Source organism: Neisseria sp. P0017.S009 (assembly GCF_051957375.1).
Classification (GTDB): domain Bacteria; phylum Pseudomonadota; class Gammaproteobacteria; order Burkholderiales; family Neisseriaceae; genus Neisseria; species Neisseria perflava.
Map to the genome: position 1 here is coordinate 112,575 of NZ_JBQCWL010000007.1, position 16,156 is coordinate 128,730.

Annotated in this window: 13 protein-coding genes, 4 tRNA genes and 2 pseudogenes; 1 reads left to right on the plus strand and 18 read right to left on the minus strand. The window is 45.4% G+C overall.

Annotation, left to right across the window (positions count from 1 at the left end; all coding sequences use genetic code 11):
* Positions 1-139: 139 nt before the first annotated feature.
* The 14 genes from rpoB to rsmD form a co-directional block, all read right to left on the minus strand.
* Complete coding sequence (rpoB, locus tag ACTHTG_RS09405) at positions 140-4,318, minus strand: DNA-directed RNA polymerase subunit beta (protein WP_004521091.1); 4,179 nt, start codon at positions 4,316-4,318, stop codon at positions 140-142.
* 189 nt (positions 4,319-4,507) lie between these two features.
* The gene (gene rplL / locus ACTHTG_RS09410; protein WP_003677916.1) at positions 4,508-4,879 is read right to left on the minus strand and encodes a 50S ribosomal protein L7/L12; all 372 of its coding nucleotides are present in this window, start codon (positions 4,877-4,879) and stop codon (positions 4,508-4,510) included.
* Positions 4,880-4,936: 57 nt separating this feature from the next.
* Positions 4,937-5,437, minus strand: coding sequence for a 50S ribosomal protein L10 (gene rplJ / locus ACTHTG_RS09415; RefSeq protein WP_003680699.1), 501 nt, complete (start codon positions 5,435-5,437; stop codon positions 4,937-4,939).
* 223 nt (positions 5,438-5,660) lie between these two features.
* Positions 5,661-6,356: a 50S ribosomal protein L1 gene (gene rplA / locus ACTHTG_RS09420; protein WP_003677918.1), complete on the minus strand. Its 696-nt coding sequence runs from the start codon at positions 6,354-6,356 to the stop codon at positions 5,661-5,663.
* The gene (gene rplK / locus ACTHTG_RS09425; RefSeq protein WP_002220151.1) at positions 6,356-6,790 is read right to left on the minus strand and encodes a 50S ribosomal protein L11; all 435 of its coding nucleotides are present in this window, start codon (positions 6,788-6,790) and stop codon (positions 6,356-6,358) included. The genes rplA and rplK overlap by 1 nt, the downstream gene beginning before the upstream one ends.
* A 104-nt stretch (positions 6,791-6,894) precedes the next feature.
* Positions 6,895-7,428, minus strand: coding sequence for a transcription termination/antitermination protein NusG (gene nusG / locus ACTHTG_RS09430; RefSeq protein WP_003680697.1), 534 nt, complete (start codon positions 7,426-7,428; stop codon positions 6,895-6,897).
* A 2-nt stretch (positions 7,429-7,430) separates the two neighbouring features.
* Positions 7,431-7,706 (minus strand): preprotein translocase subunit SecE, encoded by a 276-nt coding sequence (secE, locus tag ACTHTG_RS09435; RefSeq protein WP_440360645.1) that lies wholly within the window; start codon positions 7,704-7,706, stop codon positions 7,431-7,433.
* Positions 7,707-7,838: 132 nt separating this feature from the next.
* Positions 7,839-7,914 (minus strand) — tRNA-Trp (locus ACTHTG_RS09440).
* Between the two features lie 6 nt (positions 7,915-7,920).
* Positions 7,921-9,105 (minus strand): elongation factor Tu, encoded by a 1,185-nt coding sequence (gene tuf / locus ACTHTG_RS09445; protein WP_002215366.1) that lies wholly within the window; start codon positions 9,103-9,105, stop codon positions 7,921-7,923.
* A 48-nt stretch (positions 9,106-9,153) separates the two neighbouring features.
* Positions 9,154-9,228: transfer RNA gene (locus tag ACTHTG_RS09450), tRNA-Thr, on the minus strand.
* Between the two features lie 8 nt (positions 9,229-9,236).
* Positions 9,237-9,310 (minus strand) — tRNA-Gly (locus ACTHTG_RS09455).
* 31 nt (positions 9,311-9,341) lie between these two features.
* Positions 9,342-9,425, minus strand: a tRNA-Tyr gene (locus tag ACTHTG_RS09460).
* Between the two features lie 98 nt (positions 9,426-9,523).
* The gene (locus ACTHTG_RS09465) at positions 9,524-9,775 is read right to left on the minus strand and encodes a YfhL family 4Fe-4S dicluster ferredoxin (protein WP_003679513.1); all 252 of its coding nucleotides are present in this window, start codon (positions 9,773-9,775) and stop codon (positions 9,524-9,526) included.
* A gap of 122 nt (positions 9,776-9,897) precedes the next feature.
* Positions 9,898-10,470, minus strand: a complete 573-nt coding sequence (rsmD, locus tag ACTHTG_RS09470; RefSeq protein WP_308538239.1) for a 16S rRNA (guanine(966)-N(2))-methyltransferase RsmD — start codon at positions 10,468-10,470, stop codon at positions 9,898-9,900.
* A gap of 906 nt (positions 10,471-11,376) precedes the next feature.
* Here rsmD and ACTHTG_RS09475 point away from each other — a divergent pair.
* On the plus strand, positions 11,377-11,823 hold the full coding sequence (locus tag ACTHTG_RS09475) for a hypothetical protein (protein ID WP_263339031.1): 447 nt from the start codon (positions 11,377-11,379) through the stop codon (positions 11,821-11,823).
* A 138-nt stretch (positions 11,824-11,961) separates the two neighbouring features.
* Here ACTHTG_RS09475 and topA read toward each other — a convergent pair whose 3' ends face one another.
* The 4 genes and pseudogenes from topA to dprA form a co-directional block, all read right to left on the minus strand.
* Entirely contained in the window at positions 11,962-14,268 is a 2,307-nt protein-coding gene (gene topA / locus ACTHTG_RS09480) for a type I DNA topoisomerase (protein WP_308538240.1), read from the minus strand.
* Positions 14,269-14,347: 79 nt separating this feature from the next.
* Positions 14,348-14,803, minus strand: coding sequence for a DUF494 family protein (locus ACTHTG_RS09485; RefSeq protein WP_003749244.1), 456 nt, complete (start codon positions 14,801-14,803; stop codon positions 14,348-14,350).
* A 25-nt stretch (positions 14,804-14,828) separates the two neighbouring features.
* A pseudogene (locus tag ACTHTG_RS09490) lies at positions 14,829-14,984 on the minus strand (DNA-processing protein DprA); the annotation flags it as partial.
* A 104-nt stretch (positions 14,985-15,088) separates the two neighbouring features.
* Positions 15,089-16,019: pseudogene (gene dprA, locus ACTHTG_RS09495) on the minus strand (DNA-processing protein DprA); the annotation flags it as partial.
* Positions 16,020-16,156: the final 137 nt, after the last annotated feature.

Sequence of the window (16,156 nt, forward strand, 5' to 3'; positions counted from 1 at the left end):
AGTATTTTTACCGCATGGCGGATTTTCGATATTGGGAAACGGTACTTTTGATTTCAGATGGCCTAAATGCCGATTGCTTCATTCTTATTCTGAAACCGCTTTTTCAGACGACCTTAAAAGGCCGTCTGAAAACTTCTGTTTAGTAGCGTTCCAAATCGATATCCAAGCCCAGTGAGCGAATCTCTTTAACCAATACGTTGAAGGATTCAGGCATACCGGCATCGATTTTGTGTTCACCTTTGACGATATTTTCGTACATTTTGGTACGGCCGTTCACGTCGTCAGACTTCACAGTCAGCATCTCTTGCAGCGTGTATGCCGCGCCGTATGCTTCCAATGCCCAAACCTCCATCTCGCCGAAACGTTGGCCACCGAACTGAGCTTTACCGCCCAAAGGCTGCTGGGTAACCAAACTGTATGGACCGGTAGAACGGGCGTGCATTTTTTCGTCAACCAAGTGGTGCAGTTTCAGATAGTGCATCACACCGACTGTAACCTTGCGGTCAAATGCTTCGCCGGAACGGCCGTCATACAGCGTGATTTGAGTTTTACTGTCGTTGAAGCCCAGTTTCTCAACCTCAGGATCTTCACTTGGGTAAGCCAAGTTCAACATTTCGCGGATTTCAGACTCTTTCGCACCGTCGAATACAGGAGAGGCGAAAGACGCACCTTTGCGCAGGTTAGAAGCCAATTCGATGATTTCTTCATCTGTCAGGCTGTCTAAATCTTCTTTCTTACCGCTACCGTTGTAGAGTTTGTTCAAGAATTCACGCAGCTCGCTGGCTTTGCGTTGCTCTTTCAGCATACGATCGATGCGTTCACCGATACCTTTTGCCGCCCAACCCAAGTGAACTTCCAAAATCTGACCAATGTTCATACGGGAAGGTACGCCCAATGGGTTCAGTACAATGTCTACCGGACGGCCGTCAGCCATGTAAGGCATGTCTTCCACCGGCAGAATGCGTGATACCACACCTTTGTTACCGTGGCGACCCGCCATTTTGTCACCGGCTTGCAGACGGCGTTTGATGGCGATAAATACTTTCACCATTTTTTGTACGCCCGGTTGCAGCTCGTCGCCTTGGGTCAGTTTTTTCTTCTTGATCTCATACAACTCATCCGCTTCTTCGCGTTTTTGTTGCAGGCTCAATTTAATCAGTTCCAACTGTTTGGCCAAATCTTCGTCAGCCAAACGGATGTCAAACCAATCATGTTTGCTGGACAGGCTCGCCAAATATTCGGTAGTGATTTCACTGCCTTTAGCCAGCTTCATCGGACCACCATTGGCTTTTTGACCAACAATCATACGCTCGATACGGTCAAATGCGTCGTTATCAAAAATACGCAACTGGTCGCTCAAGTCTTGACGGTAACGTTTCAGCTCAGAATCAATAATGGATTGAGCACGTTTGTCGCGTTGAATACCTTCACGAGTAAAGACTTGAACATCGATAACGGTACCGCTCATGCCGGTAGGCATACGCAATGAAGTATCTTTTACGTCAGACGCTTTTTCACCGAAGATGGCACGCAGCAGTTTTTCTTCAGGAGTCAGTTGGGTTTCGCCTTTAGGTGTTACTTTACCTACCAAGACGTCACCAGCTTCTACTTCTGCACCAATATATACGATACCGGATTCATCCAAACGGTTTTGCATACGCTCAGACAAGTTCGGAATATCGCGGGTAATGTCTTCCGCACCCAGTTTAGTGTCACGTGCGACAACGTTCAGCTCTTCAATGTGAATCGAAGTATAACGATCGTCTGCAGCCACTTTTTCTGAAATCAGAATCGAGTCTTCGTAGTTGTAACCGTTCCATGGCATGAAGGCGATGGTCATGTTTTGACCCAAAGCCAACTCGCCCAAGTCGGTAGATGCACCGTCGGCCACCAAGTCACCACGTTGCAACACATCGCCTGCTTTTACGGCCGGACGTTGGTTGATGTTGGTAGATTGGTTAGAACGGGTGAATTTAACCAAGTTGTAAATATCGACACCCACTTCACCGGCAGTCGCTTCATCATCATGAACACGAACTACAACACGGTTGGCATCTACATACTCAACCACACCGCCGCGGCGGGCAACGATTGCAGTTGCAGAGTCAACGGCAACAGAGCGCTCAATACCGGTACCAACCATCGGTTTTTCAGGGCGCAGACACGGTACAGCCTGACGTTGCATGTTGGCACCCATCAATGCACGGTTCGCGTCATCATGTTCCAAGAATGGAATCAGAGATGCTGCAACGGATACCACTTGACCGGTTGCCACGTCCATATATTGAACGCGGTCAGGCGTCGCCATAATGGTTTCGCCTTTTTCACGACAAGTGACCAAGTCGCCAATCAAATTACCGTCTTTGTCCAAATCGGCATTCGCCTGTGCAATCACATAACGGCCTTCTTCGATAGCAGACAAGTAGTCGATTTCTTCAGTTACTTTGCCATCGACAACACGGCGGTAAGGAGTTTCCAAGAAACCATAATCATTGGTACGCGCATAAACGGATAATGAGTTGATCAAACCAATGTTTGGACCCTCAGGTGTTTCAATAGGACATACACGGCCATAGTGGGTCGGATGTACGTCTCGCACCTCAAAGCCTGCACGTTCGCGAGTCAAACCGCCCGGGCCCAATGCAGATACACGGCGTTTATGGGTTACTTCAGACAATGGGTTGGTCTGATCCATAAATTGGCTCAATTGGCTGGAACCGAAGAATTCTTTAATCGCGGCAGAAACAGGTTTCGCATTGATCAAGTCATGCGGCATCAAGTTCTCAGATTCTGCTTGGTTCAAACGCTCTTTAACTGCACGTTCTACACGAGCCAAACCGCTGCGGAATTGGTTTTCAGTCAACTCACCCACAGAACGAACACGACGATTACCCAAGTGGTCAATATCGTCTACTTCACCATGACCGTTACGCAGTTCAACTAATGTAGCAATGGAAGCAACAATGTCTTCAACGCTCAGAACGTAACCACCTTTTTCGGCAGCACCGGCCAAAGTTTCGTTCAGCAAACGGCCATACCAAGAGTTTTGTTGTGCTTCAGACAGTTTTTGCTCGTATGTGCGCGTATTGAATTTCATACGGCCTACGCGAGACAAATCATAGCTGTCTTCACTGAAGAACAAGCGGTTGAAGAGCTGCTCAACAGCTTCTTCGGTAGGCGGTTCGCCAGGACGCATCATGCGGTAAATCGCTACGCGTGCAGCTTGCTGATCAGCAGTTTCGTCTGTACGCAGAGTGCTGGAGATGTAACCGCCTTGATCCAATTCGTTGATATAAAGGGTCGTAATTTCTTTTACACCATGGATATCAAGTTTAGCCAACAGTTCTTCTGTAATTTCATCGTTAGCAGAAGCCAATACTTCACCGGTTTCCGGATCAATCAGGTCAGCAGCCAATGCTTTGCCTATCAAGCTTTCTGGCTCTACATTCAAACGAGTCAAGCCTGCATTGGTAATATCACGGATATTTTTCGCAGTAATGCGTTTACCTTTGGCAACCAGTACATTGCCTTCTTTATCCAAGATGTCAACTTTGGCAGTTTCACCTTTCAGACGGCCTGCAACCAGATCAGTTTGAACACCGTTTGAAGACAAATAGAAAGTTTCTTTGTCGTAGAAAATATCCAAGATTTGTTCATTGTTATAGCCCAAAGCTTTCAACAAAATCGTAACCGGCATTTTACGGCGACGGTCGATACGGAAATACAGCAAATCTTTTGGATCAAATTCGAAATCCAACCATGAACCACGGTAAGGAATAATACGAGCAGAGAACAACAACTTACCGGAAGAATGTGTTTTACCACGGTCATGCTCAAAGAACACACCAGGAGAACGGTGCAACTGGGAAACAATTACACGCTCTGTACCATTGATGACAAAAGAGCCACTTGGCGTCATCAACGGAATTTCGCCCATATATACTTCGTTTTCACGAACTTCTTTTACGGTCGGTTTAGACGCTTCTTTATCCAAAATCACCAAACGGATACGTGCACGCAATGGAGCCGCATAAGTAATACCGCGCAATTGACATTCAGGAATATCGAACAAAGGTTCGCCCAATGTGTAATGCACAAACTCCAATCGTGCATAACCATTATGGCTCACAATCGGGAAAATAGAATTGAATGCTGCTTGCAGACCATCATCAGTACGTTGGTCAAAAGCGTTTTCCAACTGTAAAAATTTCGCATAAGAATCAATTTGGGTTGCCAGCAGGAAAGGAACATCCAAGACATTCTCTCGCTTTGCAAAACTCTTACGGATACGTTTTTTCTCGGTAAACGAATAGCTCATATACACTCCGAAAAGCAATTTTAAATAATAGGCCGTCTAAAACAACGGCATGCATCAACCTGATATTTACATTTATTTGCAATGGTTTTATCAAGACTATGCAAATAAATGTAAACAATGCCTGATGCTTATTTGAAGAAGCAAAATAAGGCTGGCAGAAAACTGCCAGCCTTCACAGGAAGCATTAAATTATTTGATTTCGACTTTAGCGCCGGCTTCTTCCAGTTGTTTTTGGATGTCTTCAGCTTCAGCTTTAGAAACACCCTCTTTCAGAGTTTTAGGTGCACCGTCAACGATGTCTTTAGCTTCTTTCAGACCCAAGCCAGTGATAGCGCGGACAACTTTAATCACGCCAACTTTTTGATCACCAGCAGAAGCCAATACTACGTCAAATTCAGTTTTTTCTTCAGCAGCAGCTGCACCAGCACCTGCAGGACCTGCAACTGCAACGGCAGCAGCAGAAACGCCAAATTTCTCTTCAAAAGCTTTAACCAGGTCGTTCAATTCCATTACGGTCAAAGAACCAACGGCTTCCAAAATGTCTTCTTTAGTAATAGCCATGCTATTTTACTCCAAATATTGTATTAAAAAATAATTGATTAAATGAAACAAAATCGATTAAGCGGCTTCTTCGCCAGCTTTTTTCTCTGCCAAAGCAGCCAAACCACGTGCAAAGCCTGATACAGGAGCTTGCATAACGAACAACAGTTTGGACAACAGTTCTTCGCGGCTTGGAATAGAAGCCAACTCAGCAACCTGAGCAGGGTTCATCACTTCGCCATTGTAAGAACCGGCTTTAACGATAATTTTGTCATCTTTTTTCGCGAATTGGTGCAGCACTTTAGCAGCAGCAACAGCATCTTCAGAAGCAGCGTAAACCAATGGACCAACCATTTGATCGGCCAAACCTGCGAATGAAGTACCCTCTACTGCGCGACGAGCCAGAGTATTTTTCAGAACACGCAAGTACACGCCTTCTTTACGTGCATTCGCACGAAGCTCAGTCATGCTGGAAACACTGATACCGCGATATTCAGCGACTACGAGAGTTTGAGCGTTAGCAATTGCTGCGCTAATTTCCTCTACGGCCACTTTCTTGGTTTCAATATTGAGACTCAAGGTCTACCTCCCACTGTTTATAAACAGGATACCGAAATGATATCCCACCAGCGCGGTAACCTAAAAAGACATCTTACAAGCAATCTTGCAATGTGTTTCAGGACTACCGTCTGCGTAGGGCAGTTACGATTAAATCTTACGATCCCTACGGTCTTGGACATCTACTTAATTTTAAGTAGCCCAAATTCAGGCAATCCAGAAAACTGGATCACCTGAAAATTTCTTAGTTGTTCACGCTTGCAGTATCAACGCGAACACCCAAACCCATAGTGCTGGATACAGCAACTTTTTTCAGGTACTGGCCTTTAGCAGCAGCAGGTTTGGCTTTAACGATAGCATCCAGCAACGCATTGAAGTTTTCTTTCAAGTCAGCTTCAGCGAAAGAAGCACGACCGATAGTTGCATGAACGATACCTGCTTTATCTGTACGGTATTGTACTTGACCTGCTTTTGCATTTTTAACTGCTTCAGCAACGTTAGGAGTAACAGTACCTACTTTAGGGTTTGGCATCAGACCACGAGGACCCAAGATGGTACCCAATTGACCAACGATACGCATTGCATCAGGAGAAGCAATAACAACGTCAAAGTTCAAGTTACCAGCTTTAATTTCAGCAGCCAGATCTTCAAAGCCGACAATATCTGCGCCAGCTTCTTTAGCAGCATCTGCATTTGCACCTTGAGTAAACACAGCTACGCGAGTTGTTTTACCGGTACCTTTAGGCAGAACGACTGAACCACGAATAACTTGGTCAGATTTACGAGGATCAACACCCAGGTTGAAAGATACGTCAACAGACTCGTCAAATTTAGCAGTAGCAGCTTTTTTAACCAAAGCAATTGCTTCGTCGATTGCGTACAGTTTGTTAGCTTCAACAGAAGAGCGCAGAGCTTTCAAGCGTTTAGATACTTTAGCCATTATACAACACCCTCCACGTCCAAGCCCATTGAGCGAGCAGAGCCGGCAATAGTGCGAACAGCCGCATCCAAGTCAGCAGCAGTCAAATCAGGCTCTTTAGTTTTAGCAATTTCTTCCAACTGAGCGCGGGTCAATTTACCCACTTTATTAGTCAGAGGATTAGAACTACCTTTTTGCAGACCAGCAGCTTTTTTCAACAAGATAGAAGCTGGAGGGGTTTTCATCACAAAAGTGAATGATTTATCTGCAAATGCAGTAATAACGACTGGAATTGGCAAACCAGGTTCCATACCTTGGGTTGCAGCATTAAATGCTTTACAGAATTCCATGATATTCAAACCACGCTGACCCAAAGCAGGACCAACTGGGGGAGATGGATTGGCTTTACCTGCAGGAATTTGCAGTTTGATGTAGCCGATAATTTTCTTTGCCACTTAAGGACTCCTAAAAACGGGTATAACGCGGAACCATTCCGCTTCCCAAACAGAATTTGCGATTATATCCGCTTAAAAAAAAATTTTCAAGCGAATTAAACCACTTAAATCTTTTCAACCTGACCGAACTCTAATTCAACCGGTGTTTCACGACCAAAAATCTGAACCGAAACACGCAGTCTATTACGCTCGTAGTTAACTTCATCAACAATTCCATTGAAATCAGCAAATGGGCCTTCATTCACACGAACCTGCTGACCAACCTCGAATTCAACTTTTGGTTTTGGCTTCTCAACACCTGTTTTGGCTTGTTGCAAAATAGCATCTGCATCTTTTTGAGAAATTGGGATCGGGCGATTTCCGCTACCACCCACAAAACCATTTACTCGAGGGGTACTCTTAACCAAGTGCCATGAATCATCGGTCATTTCCATTTCAACCAATACATAGCCCGGATAGAATTTACGCTCACTGATGGTTTTTCGGCCATTCTTGATATCTACCACTTCCTCCACAGGAACGAGAATCTGACCGAAATATTCTTCCATGTTTTCACGAGCAATACGCTCTTTCAATGTTTTTTGAACATTTTTCTCGAAACCGGAATAGGCCTGTACCACATACCAACGCTTTGACATCTTTACCCTTTCCTATTTAATAAAACATCAAAAAACAACCATGAAATAATTGTATCTGCCGCATAAATGAAGGCTGCTAAAACTGCAACGAAGATAATCACGAATACAGTCATTTTGACCGCTTCATCACGACTCGGCCAAACTACCTTCATGAATTCAGTCCAAGAGCTCTTAAAATATGCAAACAGACCTTCTTTCTTTTCAGGAGCCGGCTTATTACTTACCACAACTTCCTTTTTCTGATGGTCTTCTTTGCGTCCAGACGGATGTTCTGTCATCTTTACTCACTTATCAATACCCCACCCGCCTTCATTTTAGATAGTGGCATTGATCCATTAATTAATTCCAAATAATCTTAAAACTTAAGTACAAAAAAAATTAACCAGCACAAGGCCGGTTAATTTTTTATTTGGCAGGCCAAGAGGGTCTCGAACCCCCAACCCTCGGTTTTGGAGACCGATACTCTACCAATTGAGCTATTGGCCTCTAAACTTAAGCGATTACAGAAGAAACCACACCCGCACCTACGGTACGACCACCTTCGCGAATCGCAAAGCGCAGACCTTCTTCCATAGCGATAGGCGCAATCAGTTCTACAGTAATGGTTACGTTCTCACCCGGCATTACCATTTCTACGCCTTCTTCCAAAGTAACTGCACCAGTTACGTCAGTAGTACGGAAGTAGAATTGTGGACGGTAGTTAGCGAAGAATGGAGTGTGACGACCACCCTCTTCTTTGCTCAGTACGTATACTTCTGCTTTGAATTTGGTGTGAGGAGTGATAGTACCTGGTTTAGCCAATACTTGACCACGCTCTACGTCTTCACGTTTAGTACCACGCAGCAACACACCTACGTTGTCACCTGCTTGACCTTCGTCCAGCAGTTTGCGGAACATTTCAACACCGGTACAAGTGGTTTTTTGAGTTTCTTTCAGACCTACGATTTCGATCTCGTCACCAACGTGGATGATACCGCGCTCTACACGACCGGTTACTACTGTACCACGACCGGAGATAGAGAATACGTCTTCGATAGGCAACAAGAAAGGTTTGTCCACGGCACGCTCAGGTGTTGGGATGTAGCTGTCCAAAGCGGCAGCCAGTTCGAAGATTTTTTCTTCGTAAGCTGCATCACCTTCCAAGGCTTTCAGTGCAGAACCTTGTACGATTGGGCAATCGTCGCCTGGGAAGTCGTAGCTTGACAACAAGTCACGGATTTCCATTTCAACCAGTTCCAACAACTCGGCATCGTCAACCATGTCACATTTGTTCATGAATACGATGATATAAGGTACACCTACTTGGCGAGCCAACAGGATGTGTTCGCGAGTTTGTGGCATAGGACCGTCAGCTGCGGAACATACCAAGATCGCGCCGTCCATTTGGGCAGCACCGGTAATCATGTTTTTAACGTAGTCGGCGTGGCCCGGGCAGTCTACGTGTGCGTAGTGACGGGTTTCAGTTTCGTATTCTACGTGTGAGGTATTAATGGTAATACCACGAGCTTTTTCTTCAGGAGCGTTGTCGATTTGGTCGTAAGCTTTTGCAGCGCCACCGAATTTTTTAGCCAAAATAGTAGTCAAAGCAGCAGTCAGAGTGGTTTTACCATGGTCAACGTGACCGATGGTGCCAACGTTTACGTGCGGTTTGCTACGTTCAAATTTTTCCTTAGCCATGGCAATATCCTATAATCTAAGCTTTTGAAAGAAAGGGTAATAATGAGATGGTGCCCATGGGCAGATTTGAACTGCCGACCTCTCCCTTACCAAGGGAGTGCTCTACCCCTGAGCTACATGGGCGAATTGTTTGGAGCGGGTGAAGGGAATCGAACCCTCACCGTAAGCTTGGAAGGCTTCTGCTCTACCATTGAGCTACACCCGCATACTCACTATTTGCTCCAAGTAAGAATTTTTGGTGGAGGGAGAAGGATTCGAACCTTCGAAGCTCACGCAACAGATTTACAGTCTGCCCCCTTTGACCGCTCGGGAATCCCTCCAAAAGAGAACGCTAGTTTATTGGCAACTCAGATTTCCGTCAAGATTTTTTTTCATTTATTTCTTTAAAAATATCCAAGTTTTTGCTTTTAAACATTATTTACTTAAACTGAATGATTTTTTCGTACTTGGCCATCAGTTCTTCGTGCGTTTCAGGATGTTCTTCATCGATCAAGATACAGTCGACAGGACATACCTGTTGGCACTGCGGCTCATCGTAATGACCTACGCATTGCGTACACAAATTTGGATTGATTTCGTAAATTTCTTCACCTTGCGAAATGGCATCATTAGGGCATTCCGGTTCGCACACATCGCAGTTAATGCACTCATCTGTAATAAAGAGCGACATTTCTATTTCCTTTTTTCTTAAATTATCAAAACCGATTGGGCGCGGATTATAGCACAAATGACGTCGGAACAATCCGTTTGAAAGAATGTTTTACACCTTGGGAATGATTCTCAAATTCCATACTATTCAGCAACTTGCAAATAGAGCAACAATTCAAACCTACTCATTCCCGCCTTCCCTTCCCGATAAACTTCCAGCCAATCCGGTTTTTCAGGCAGCTTCCCTGCTTCAATATAGACCATTGCCCCATTTTTCAAGTGGCTTTGCAATCGGATAAACAGATTTTGCCAATCTTCCCATGCAAACGGCGGATCAAGGAACACAACATCAAATTTTTCAGACGGCCTTGCCAGATAAGCTATGCCGTCTGAACACACGATTTCTACTTGTTTCAAACCTAATTCACGAATATTTTTCTGAAGCGTTTGAACAGTTTGGCGGTGGTTATCGACCATTACCACTTTTGTTGCATTACGAGAAGCGGCCTCCATTCCCAAAGCACCGCTACCGCTGAATAAATCTAATACTGTTTTACCGGTTAAATCCTGACCCAGCCAGTTAAACAGTTTTTCACGCACGCTGTCAGGCGTCGGGCGCAGACCATCTGCAGATAAAAATGTTAACTTTCGTCCCCTGCATTGTCCGCCGATGATGCGTACTTGATTGCTATGTTTGGAATGTTTGTTGTTTGCCATAATTCTTAAAAGATGCCGAGTTTTCAGACGGCCTTAATTATATAGTGAAACTGCCATCAAGCCGTATTTCCCTCTATCCTTTCAATACAAAAAGGCCGTCTAAAAATCATTTTTCAGACGGTCTATAATATTAACAATTTCATTTCTTTGGTTTTCTGTACCAACATTTCACAGTAATGTTTTAATTTCTGTTACATCAACTCTAGCTTCATACTTGAATTACTAGAAAATCATCGTATTATCGTGCGTACTAATCTGCAACACCAAACTACCTTGTTCTGACTCACCAAACCTTACATATCCATTTGAAAAATTGCTGCTAACTGTTCCAATCGCAGTAAGTTCAACTGCATCAATCTTAGTGACTTCACCAATTTTTCCGCTATATATTTCTGCGAATATTTATGTAAGACTCCTTTTTTATTGGTTTCTATGATTGAACTTTTTGCGTAGATAATTGATTAGGTTCTAAACTTTGTATGTGTGGTTTGACAAGCACACTTCCTTTTGTCATAATAAATAACAAACTAATGAGGTCCAAGAAAAAATTAGTCTCGTTATATGCGTTACTTCTTGTTCCAGTATATTCTTTAGCATATTATTATATTTTATAGCTACACCATTTGAAATAAAAATAATTATTAATACTCGCAGGTGCTACTTATATGGATGAGTATAACACTCAAACTCGATTACCTGGCCTCAAGAAACTATGAAGATAGAGAGTTCGACCCATACTACTGCCCAAGTATGAAATGTAAATATCTGGAATATGAAGACTCAACGTATCGGAAGCATATTTTATACATTAGGCACAGATTCGATAGGGAGTCAATTTAATAGGATGTGTAACTAATTTAGTTGTTTAGATTATTAACTTAGATATTTTATAAAGGGAGTGTTTAAATGTACCGTAATCATAAATTATTTCTTACTACTATTTCTGCAATTTTATTGTTGACCTCACCACATACCATGGCTGAGGTTAGCACTGTAGATAATAGTGGAGCAACATGGTCAATTATCAAAACTCAAAAGCAAGGTCATTCTCGAATGGTTTGGGTAAAAGTAAGCGAACACCCGTCTGTTGCCGATCAAATGAAATGTAAACCTCTACCCTATTATGGTCCAAATGCAGGTGAGCTTGTCCAACAAGGGAAAAGTTGTATCTATACACCTGCATATACAATGGATCAATATTTTTTAAATTGCATGGGTAACTATTCACAACAAACAAAAATTCGTTACCGTAGAAATGGCACGGTATTCAATCAGGAAAATTATCCAAATTACAGTTATCCTATTGTACCAACCTCAATGATGGACTGGGTTGAATCAAATGTTTGTAAGTAATTTAACTTTATAATATAAATTCATTATGGTAATTGTTTCCCTATAACTCCCTATTGGAGTTAATTAAATGAATTTATATAACTGCAAAAAGGCCGTCTGAAGATGATTTTCAGACGGCCTTTACTATTCATTAACCAATTATTCCTTCGGTGCAGGCGGTTCGATCTGCTCTTTCCAGCCGCATTCTTTTTGCGGGCAGACTTTTTCCACACCCCAGCGTTTGGTGGTTTTGATGGTCAAAACCGGCCACGCGCATTTTGGACAGGTTTCTGCAATGGGTGGATTCCAAGTAGCGTAGTTACAATCCGGATAGGTGCTGCAGCTGTAAAACAGTTTGCCGTAGCGGGATTTACGCTCGACGAGGTTGCCTTTTTTACATTGTGGGCACTGGACGCCGGTATCTTTTGGTTTTTCCAGCGGTTCAACGTGTTTGCATTTCGGATAGTTGGCGCAGCCGATGAATTTGCTGCCAGTGCGGCTGTATTTGTACACTAGGCGACCGCCGCATTTAGGGCATTCGCGTCCGTCAAGTTCGGCTTGTTCTGCTTCCGCTTTGGCGATGCGTTCAGCAGCTTCTTCGGCAGTTTCGTTGACGTTGCGCGTATAGCTACATTCGGGATAACCAGCACACGCAACGAAACGACCCATTTTGCCGAACTTGATTTGCAGTTTGTGTTCGCCGCATTTCGGGCAGGTTTCGTCAAGTTCCTGCGTGGTAAATTTGGCGCGTTCGATGCCCTCTTTTTCTTCCACTTGCTTGATAAACGGCTTCCAGAATTTATCCATCACGGGAATCCATTGGCGTTTGCCGTTGGCAATTTCGTCAAGCTGGTCTTCGAGTTTGGCGGTGAAGTGGTAATCGACGTATTGGGCGAAGTGTTCGGTCAGGAATTTGTTGACGATGTCGCCTGTGTCGGTGGGCATGAAGCGTTTTTGCTCAAGGGTAACGTATTCACGGTCTTTGAGCGTGGAAATAATGCTGGCGTAGGTCGAGGGGCGGCCGATGCCGTATTCTTCGAGGGCTTTAACCAGTGTGGCTTCGTTGTAGCGCGGCGGCGGGGTGGTAAAGTGTTGTTCGCCGTAGAGTTTGTCCACGGGTAGTTTGTCGCCTTCGCTCATTTCGGGCAGTTTTTTGCTGTCTTCGCCTTCTTCATCATCGCTGCTTTCTTCGTAAACGCTGAGGAAGCCTGCGAAGGTTTGCACTTGTCCGGTTACGCGGAATACGCCCTTGCCGACGGTAATATCGACGGTGGTTTGGTCGAATTTGGCGGGCGTCATCTGACAGGCAACGGTACGCTGCCAAATCATTTGATAGAGTTTGAACTGGTCTGCGCTCAGGAAGGGTTTGACGCTTTCGGGCGTGCGGTACACGGAAGTCGGACGGATCGCTTCGTGGGCTTCTTGGGCGTTTTTGGATTTGGTTTTGTATTGTTTGGTGGCACTCGGCAGATATTCTTTGCCGATTTTGTTTTCGATGTAATGGCGGATTTCGGTTAACGCTTCATCGGCCAAATTCACGCTGTCGGTACGCATATAGGTAATCAGACCGATGGCACCCTGCCCCACGTCTATACCTTCGTAAAGCTGCTGGGCGGTACGCATGGTGCGGTCGGTGGTGAAGCCGAGTTTACGCACGGCATCCTGCTGCATGGTAGAAGTGGTGAACGGCGCGGCGGGATTGCGGCTGCGCTTTTTCTTCTCAATGGCGGTAACGACGGCCTCTTTGCCTTCGAGTTCTTTCAACACGTCGGCTTGCGCGGCTTCGTTCGGCAGGTCGAATTGTTCGAGTTTCGCGCCGTTGTATTGGGCGAGTTTGGCGGTGAACTTGCTGCGGCCTTTGTGGCTGTCGAGATGTACCGTCCAATATTCCTGCGCTTCAAACGCGCGGATTTCATTTTCGCGTTCGCAAATCAGGCGCAAAGCAGGGCTTTGCACACGGCCTGCGCTCAAACCGCGGCGGATTTTTTTCCACAACAATGGCGAAAGGTTGAAACCAACCAAATAGTCCAAAGCGCGACGGGCTTGTTGCGCATCGACCAAATCCATTTCGATTTCGCGCGGATGGGCAACCGCATCGAGCACGGCGTTTTTGGTGATTTCGTGGAACACGACACGCTGCGGTTTGATGTTTTTCAATCCGCGTTTGGATTTAAGGATTTCCAAAAGATGCCAAGAAATGGCTTCGCCTTCCCTATCCGGGTCAGTTGCGAGGTAGATGTTTTCAGCTTCTTTGGCACCGGCAACGATGGCATCGACGTGTTTGCTGTTGCGGCTGATCAGTTGGTATTTCATGGCAAAGCCATTGTCAGGATCGACTGCTCCGCTTTTCGGAACCAAATCGCGGACATGACCGTAAGACGCCAAGATTTCAAAATCACCGCCCAGATATTTTTTCAGGGTTTTGGCTTTGGACGGGGATTCGACGATTAATAGGTTTTTCGCCATTGTTGTTCTCTTTTGGATGTATTGGGTTTATGTTTCAGACGGCCTTTTATCATTTTGTTCAGGCCGTCTGAAAAAAGGTTTAGTGCATCACGTTTTGTCCGGTCAACGCACTCATCAAGTCGTCGCCAATCAGGACGGGCAACTCGCTCTTGTGCATCCACAACACCAGCAATACCAATACTTTGGCGGTATCGAGGGTGATTTCGTCCGATGGAATGTGCATCAGGGCGTGAATGACGATTTCGCGCTGCTCGTAAGTAATTGCGTGTTCGGCAACCAGATACTGCATCAATCCCATGACTTCCTGCGGCAGATTTTCAGCTTCTTCACGGCAGAATACGCGCAGGGAATCGCTGTTAAACGGCTCGGCATAAAATTCGGACGTATTGAACAAGACTTCCATCATCATCAATGTATTGCCGATTTCCGTAGCGTCAAAACCTGCATCTTCCAGCAGGCGACCCAAATCTTCCGGAGGCGGACAGTTGTCGAAATCTTGGAAGTGTTCGATTAAATAGGCAATGACTTCGGTCATGCTGGTTCCTTAAGATATAGATAATTTATGCTTTGACACGCTGATAACGGCCGCCCGGCAAGGCGGCGACGATACCGTCAAGTTCGTATTCCAAAAGCTGTGCGTACACGTCTGCCGCCGCCGTATTGGTTTGTTGCGCCAAAATATCGGGATGTATCGGATCGTAACCCATTGCTTCCAATAAAGCGCTTGTTGATGGGGCGGCAGGAGGGTTTTCAGACGGCCTTTGCGGTTCATCCGCTATTGTTTTGGGTTGCAGACGTTTGGTTTGATCGTTTTTGGGTTTTACCGTCTTATTTATAGAATATGATGGAACATGCGTATTTTGCAATAGCTGCGGACACTCATGGAGAATATCATCCAAACATTCAACCAATTTTGCTCCGTCTTTAATCAGCTTGTGGCAGCCTTTGCTATGCGGATTGTCTATCGAACCGGGCACCGCCATCACTTCGCGCCCCATCTCCGCCGCCAGCTTGGCAGTAATCAATGAGCCGGATTCCAATGCCGCTTCTACCACCAATGTCAGCTGCGACAATGCGGCAATCAGACGGTTGCGGCGCGGAAAATTGCCTGCAAACGGACGCGTGTCCAAAGGGAACTCGCTGACAATCAATCCTTTTTCAGCGATTTCATAAGCAAGGTTTTTATTGGACGGCGGATAAATGCGGTCTATACCGGTTCCCCAGACGGCGATGGTGCTGCCATCTGCCTGCAATGCGCCCTGATGGGCGGCGGTATCGATACCCGAAGCCATACCCGATACGACGGGAATGCCTTTCTCACTCAACGCCCTGCCGAAATCTTTGGCAATCCGCATTGCCTGCGGCGTGGCATGGCGGCTGCCGACAATCGCGGCAGAAGGTGTGTGCAGCAGTCCTGCATTGCCGCGCAAAAACAAAACCGGCGGCGCGGTAATGCCTTGTGTCAGCATTTCGGGGAAATCATCATCTTGCAGCAGCAACAGATGGCAACCGTCCTGCATTTCCCATTGTAAAGCGGCTTCGGCAGACTGCTGCGCCAAAGCCCGTTTGTCCGCATTGCGCCATGACTCGGCCGCCTGTTTATGGCGTACCAGGGCGGCAATTTTGTCTGCCGGCGCATTCAAGGCAGCTTGTGCGCTACCGAATTTCTGCAACAGCACCAAAAAACTTTCTGCGCCGATATAGGGCGTAAATGCCAGTTGCAACCAAGCAAAACGCTCGTTTTCCGTCATCAATCTGTTCCCTTTTCGTAATGGTTTTCAGACGGCCTGAAGTAAATAAAGGCCGTCTGAAAATTTTATTGGTATAAAACTTTTGTCGGCCCAAAATGCAAAACAACAATGCCGGGCCATATCATTATTCTTTATCA

Bases quoted from the DNA above. Each gene is read 5' to 3' on its own strand.
- secE (WP_440360645.1), bottom strand. From the start codon at position 7,706: ATGACAGAACATCCGTCTGGACGCAAAGAAGACCATCAGAAAAAGGAA.
- ACTHTG_RS09475 (WP_263339031.1), top strand. From the start codon at position 11,377: ATGTACCGTAATCATAAATTATTTCTTACTACTATTTCTGCAATTTTA.
- ACTHTG_RS09485 (WP_003749244.1), bottom strand. From the start codon at position 14,803: ATGACCGAAGTCATTGCCTATTTAATCGAACACTTCCAAGATTTCGAC.
- tuf (WP_002215366.1), bottom strand. From the start codon at position 9,105: ATGGCTAAGGAAAAATTTGAACGTAGCAAACCGCACGTAAACGTTGGC.
- rpoB (WP_004521091.1), bottom strand. From the start codon at position 4,318: ATGAGCTATTCGTTTACCGAGAAAAAACGTATCCGTAAGAGTTTTGCA.
- ACTHTG_RS09465 (WP_003679513.1), bottom strand. From the start codon at position 9,775: ATGTCGCTCTTTATTACAGATGAGTGCATTAACTGCGATGTGTGCGAA.
- rplL (WP_003677916.1), bottom strand. From the start codon at position 4,879: ATGGCTATTACTAAAGAAGACATTTTGGAAGCCGTTGGTTCTTTGACC.
- rplA (WP_003677918.1), bottom strand. From the start codon at position 6,356: ATGGCTAAAGTATCTAAACGCTTGAAAGCTCTGCGCTCTTCTGTTGAA.
- nusG (WP_003680697.1), bottom strand. From the start codon at position 7,428: ATGTCAAAGCGTTGGTATGTGGTACAGGCCTATTCCGGTTTCGAGAAA.
- rsmD (WP_308538239.1), bottom strand. From the start codon at position 10,470: ATGGCAAACAACAAACATTCCAAACATAGCAATCAAGTACGCATCATC.
- topA (WP_308538240.1), bottom strand. From the start codon at position 14,268: ATGGCGAAAAACCTATTAATCGTCGAATCCCCGTCCAAAGCCAAAACC.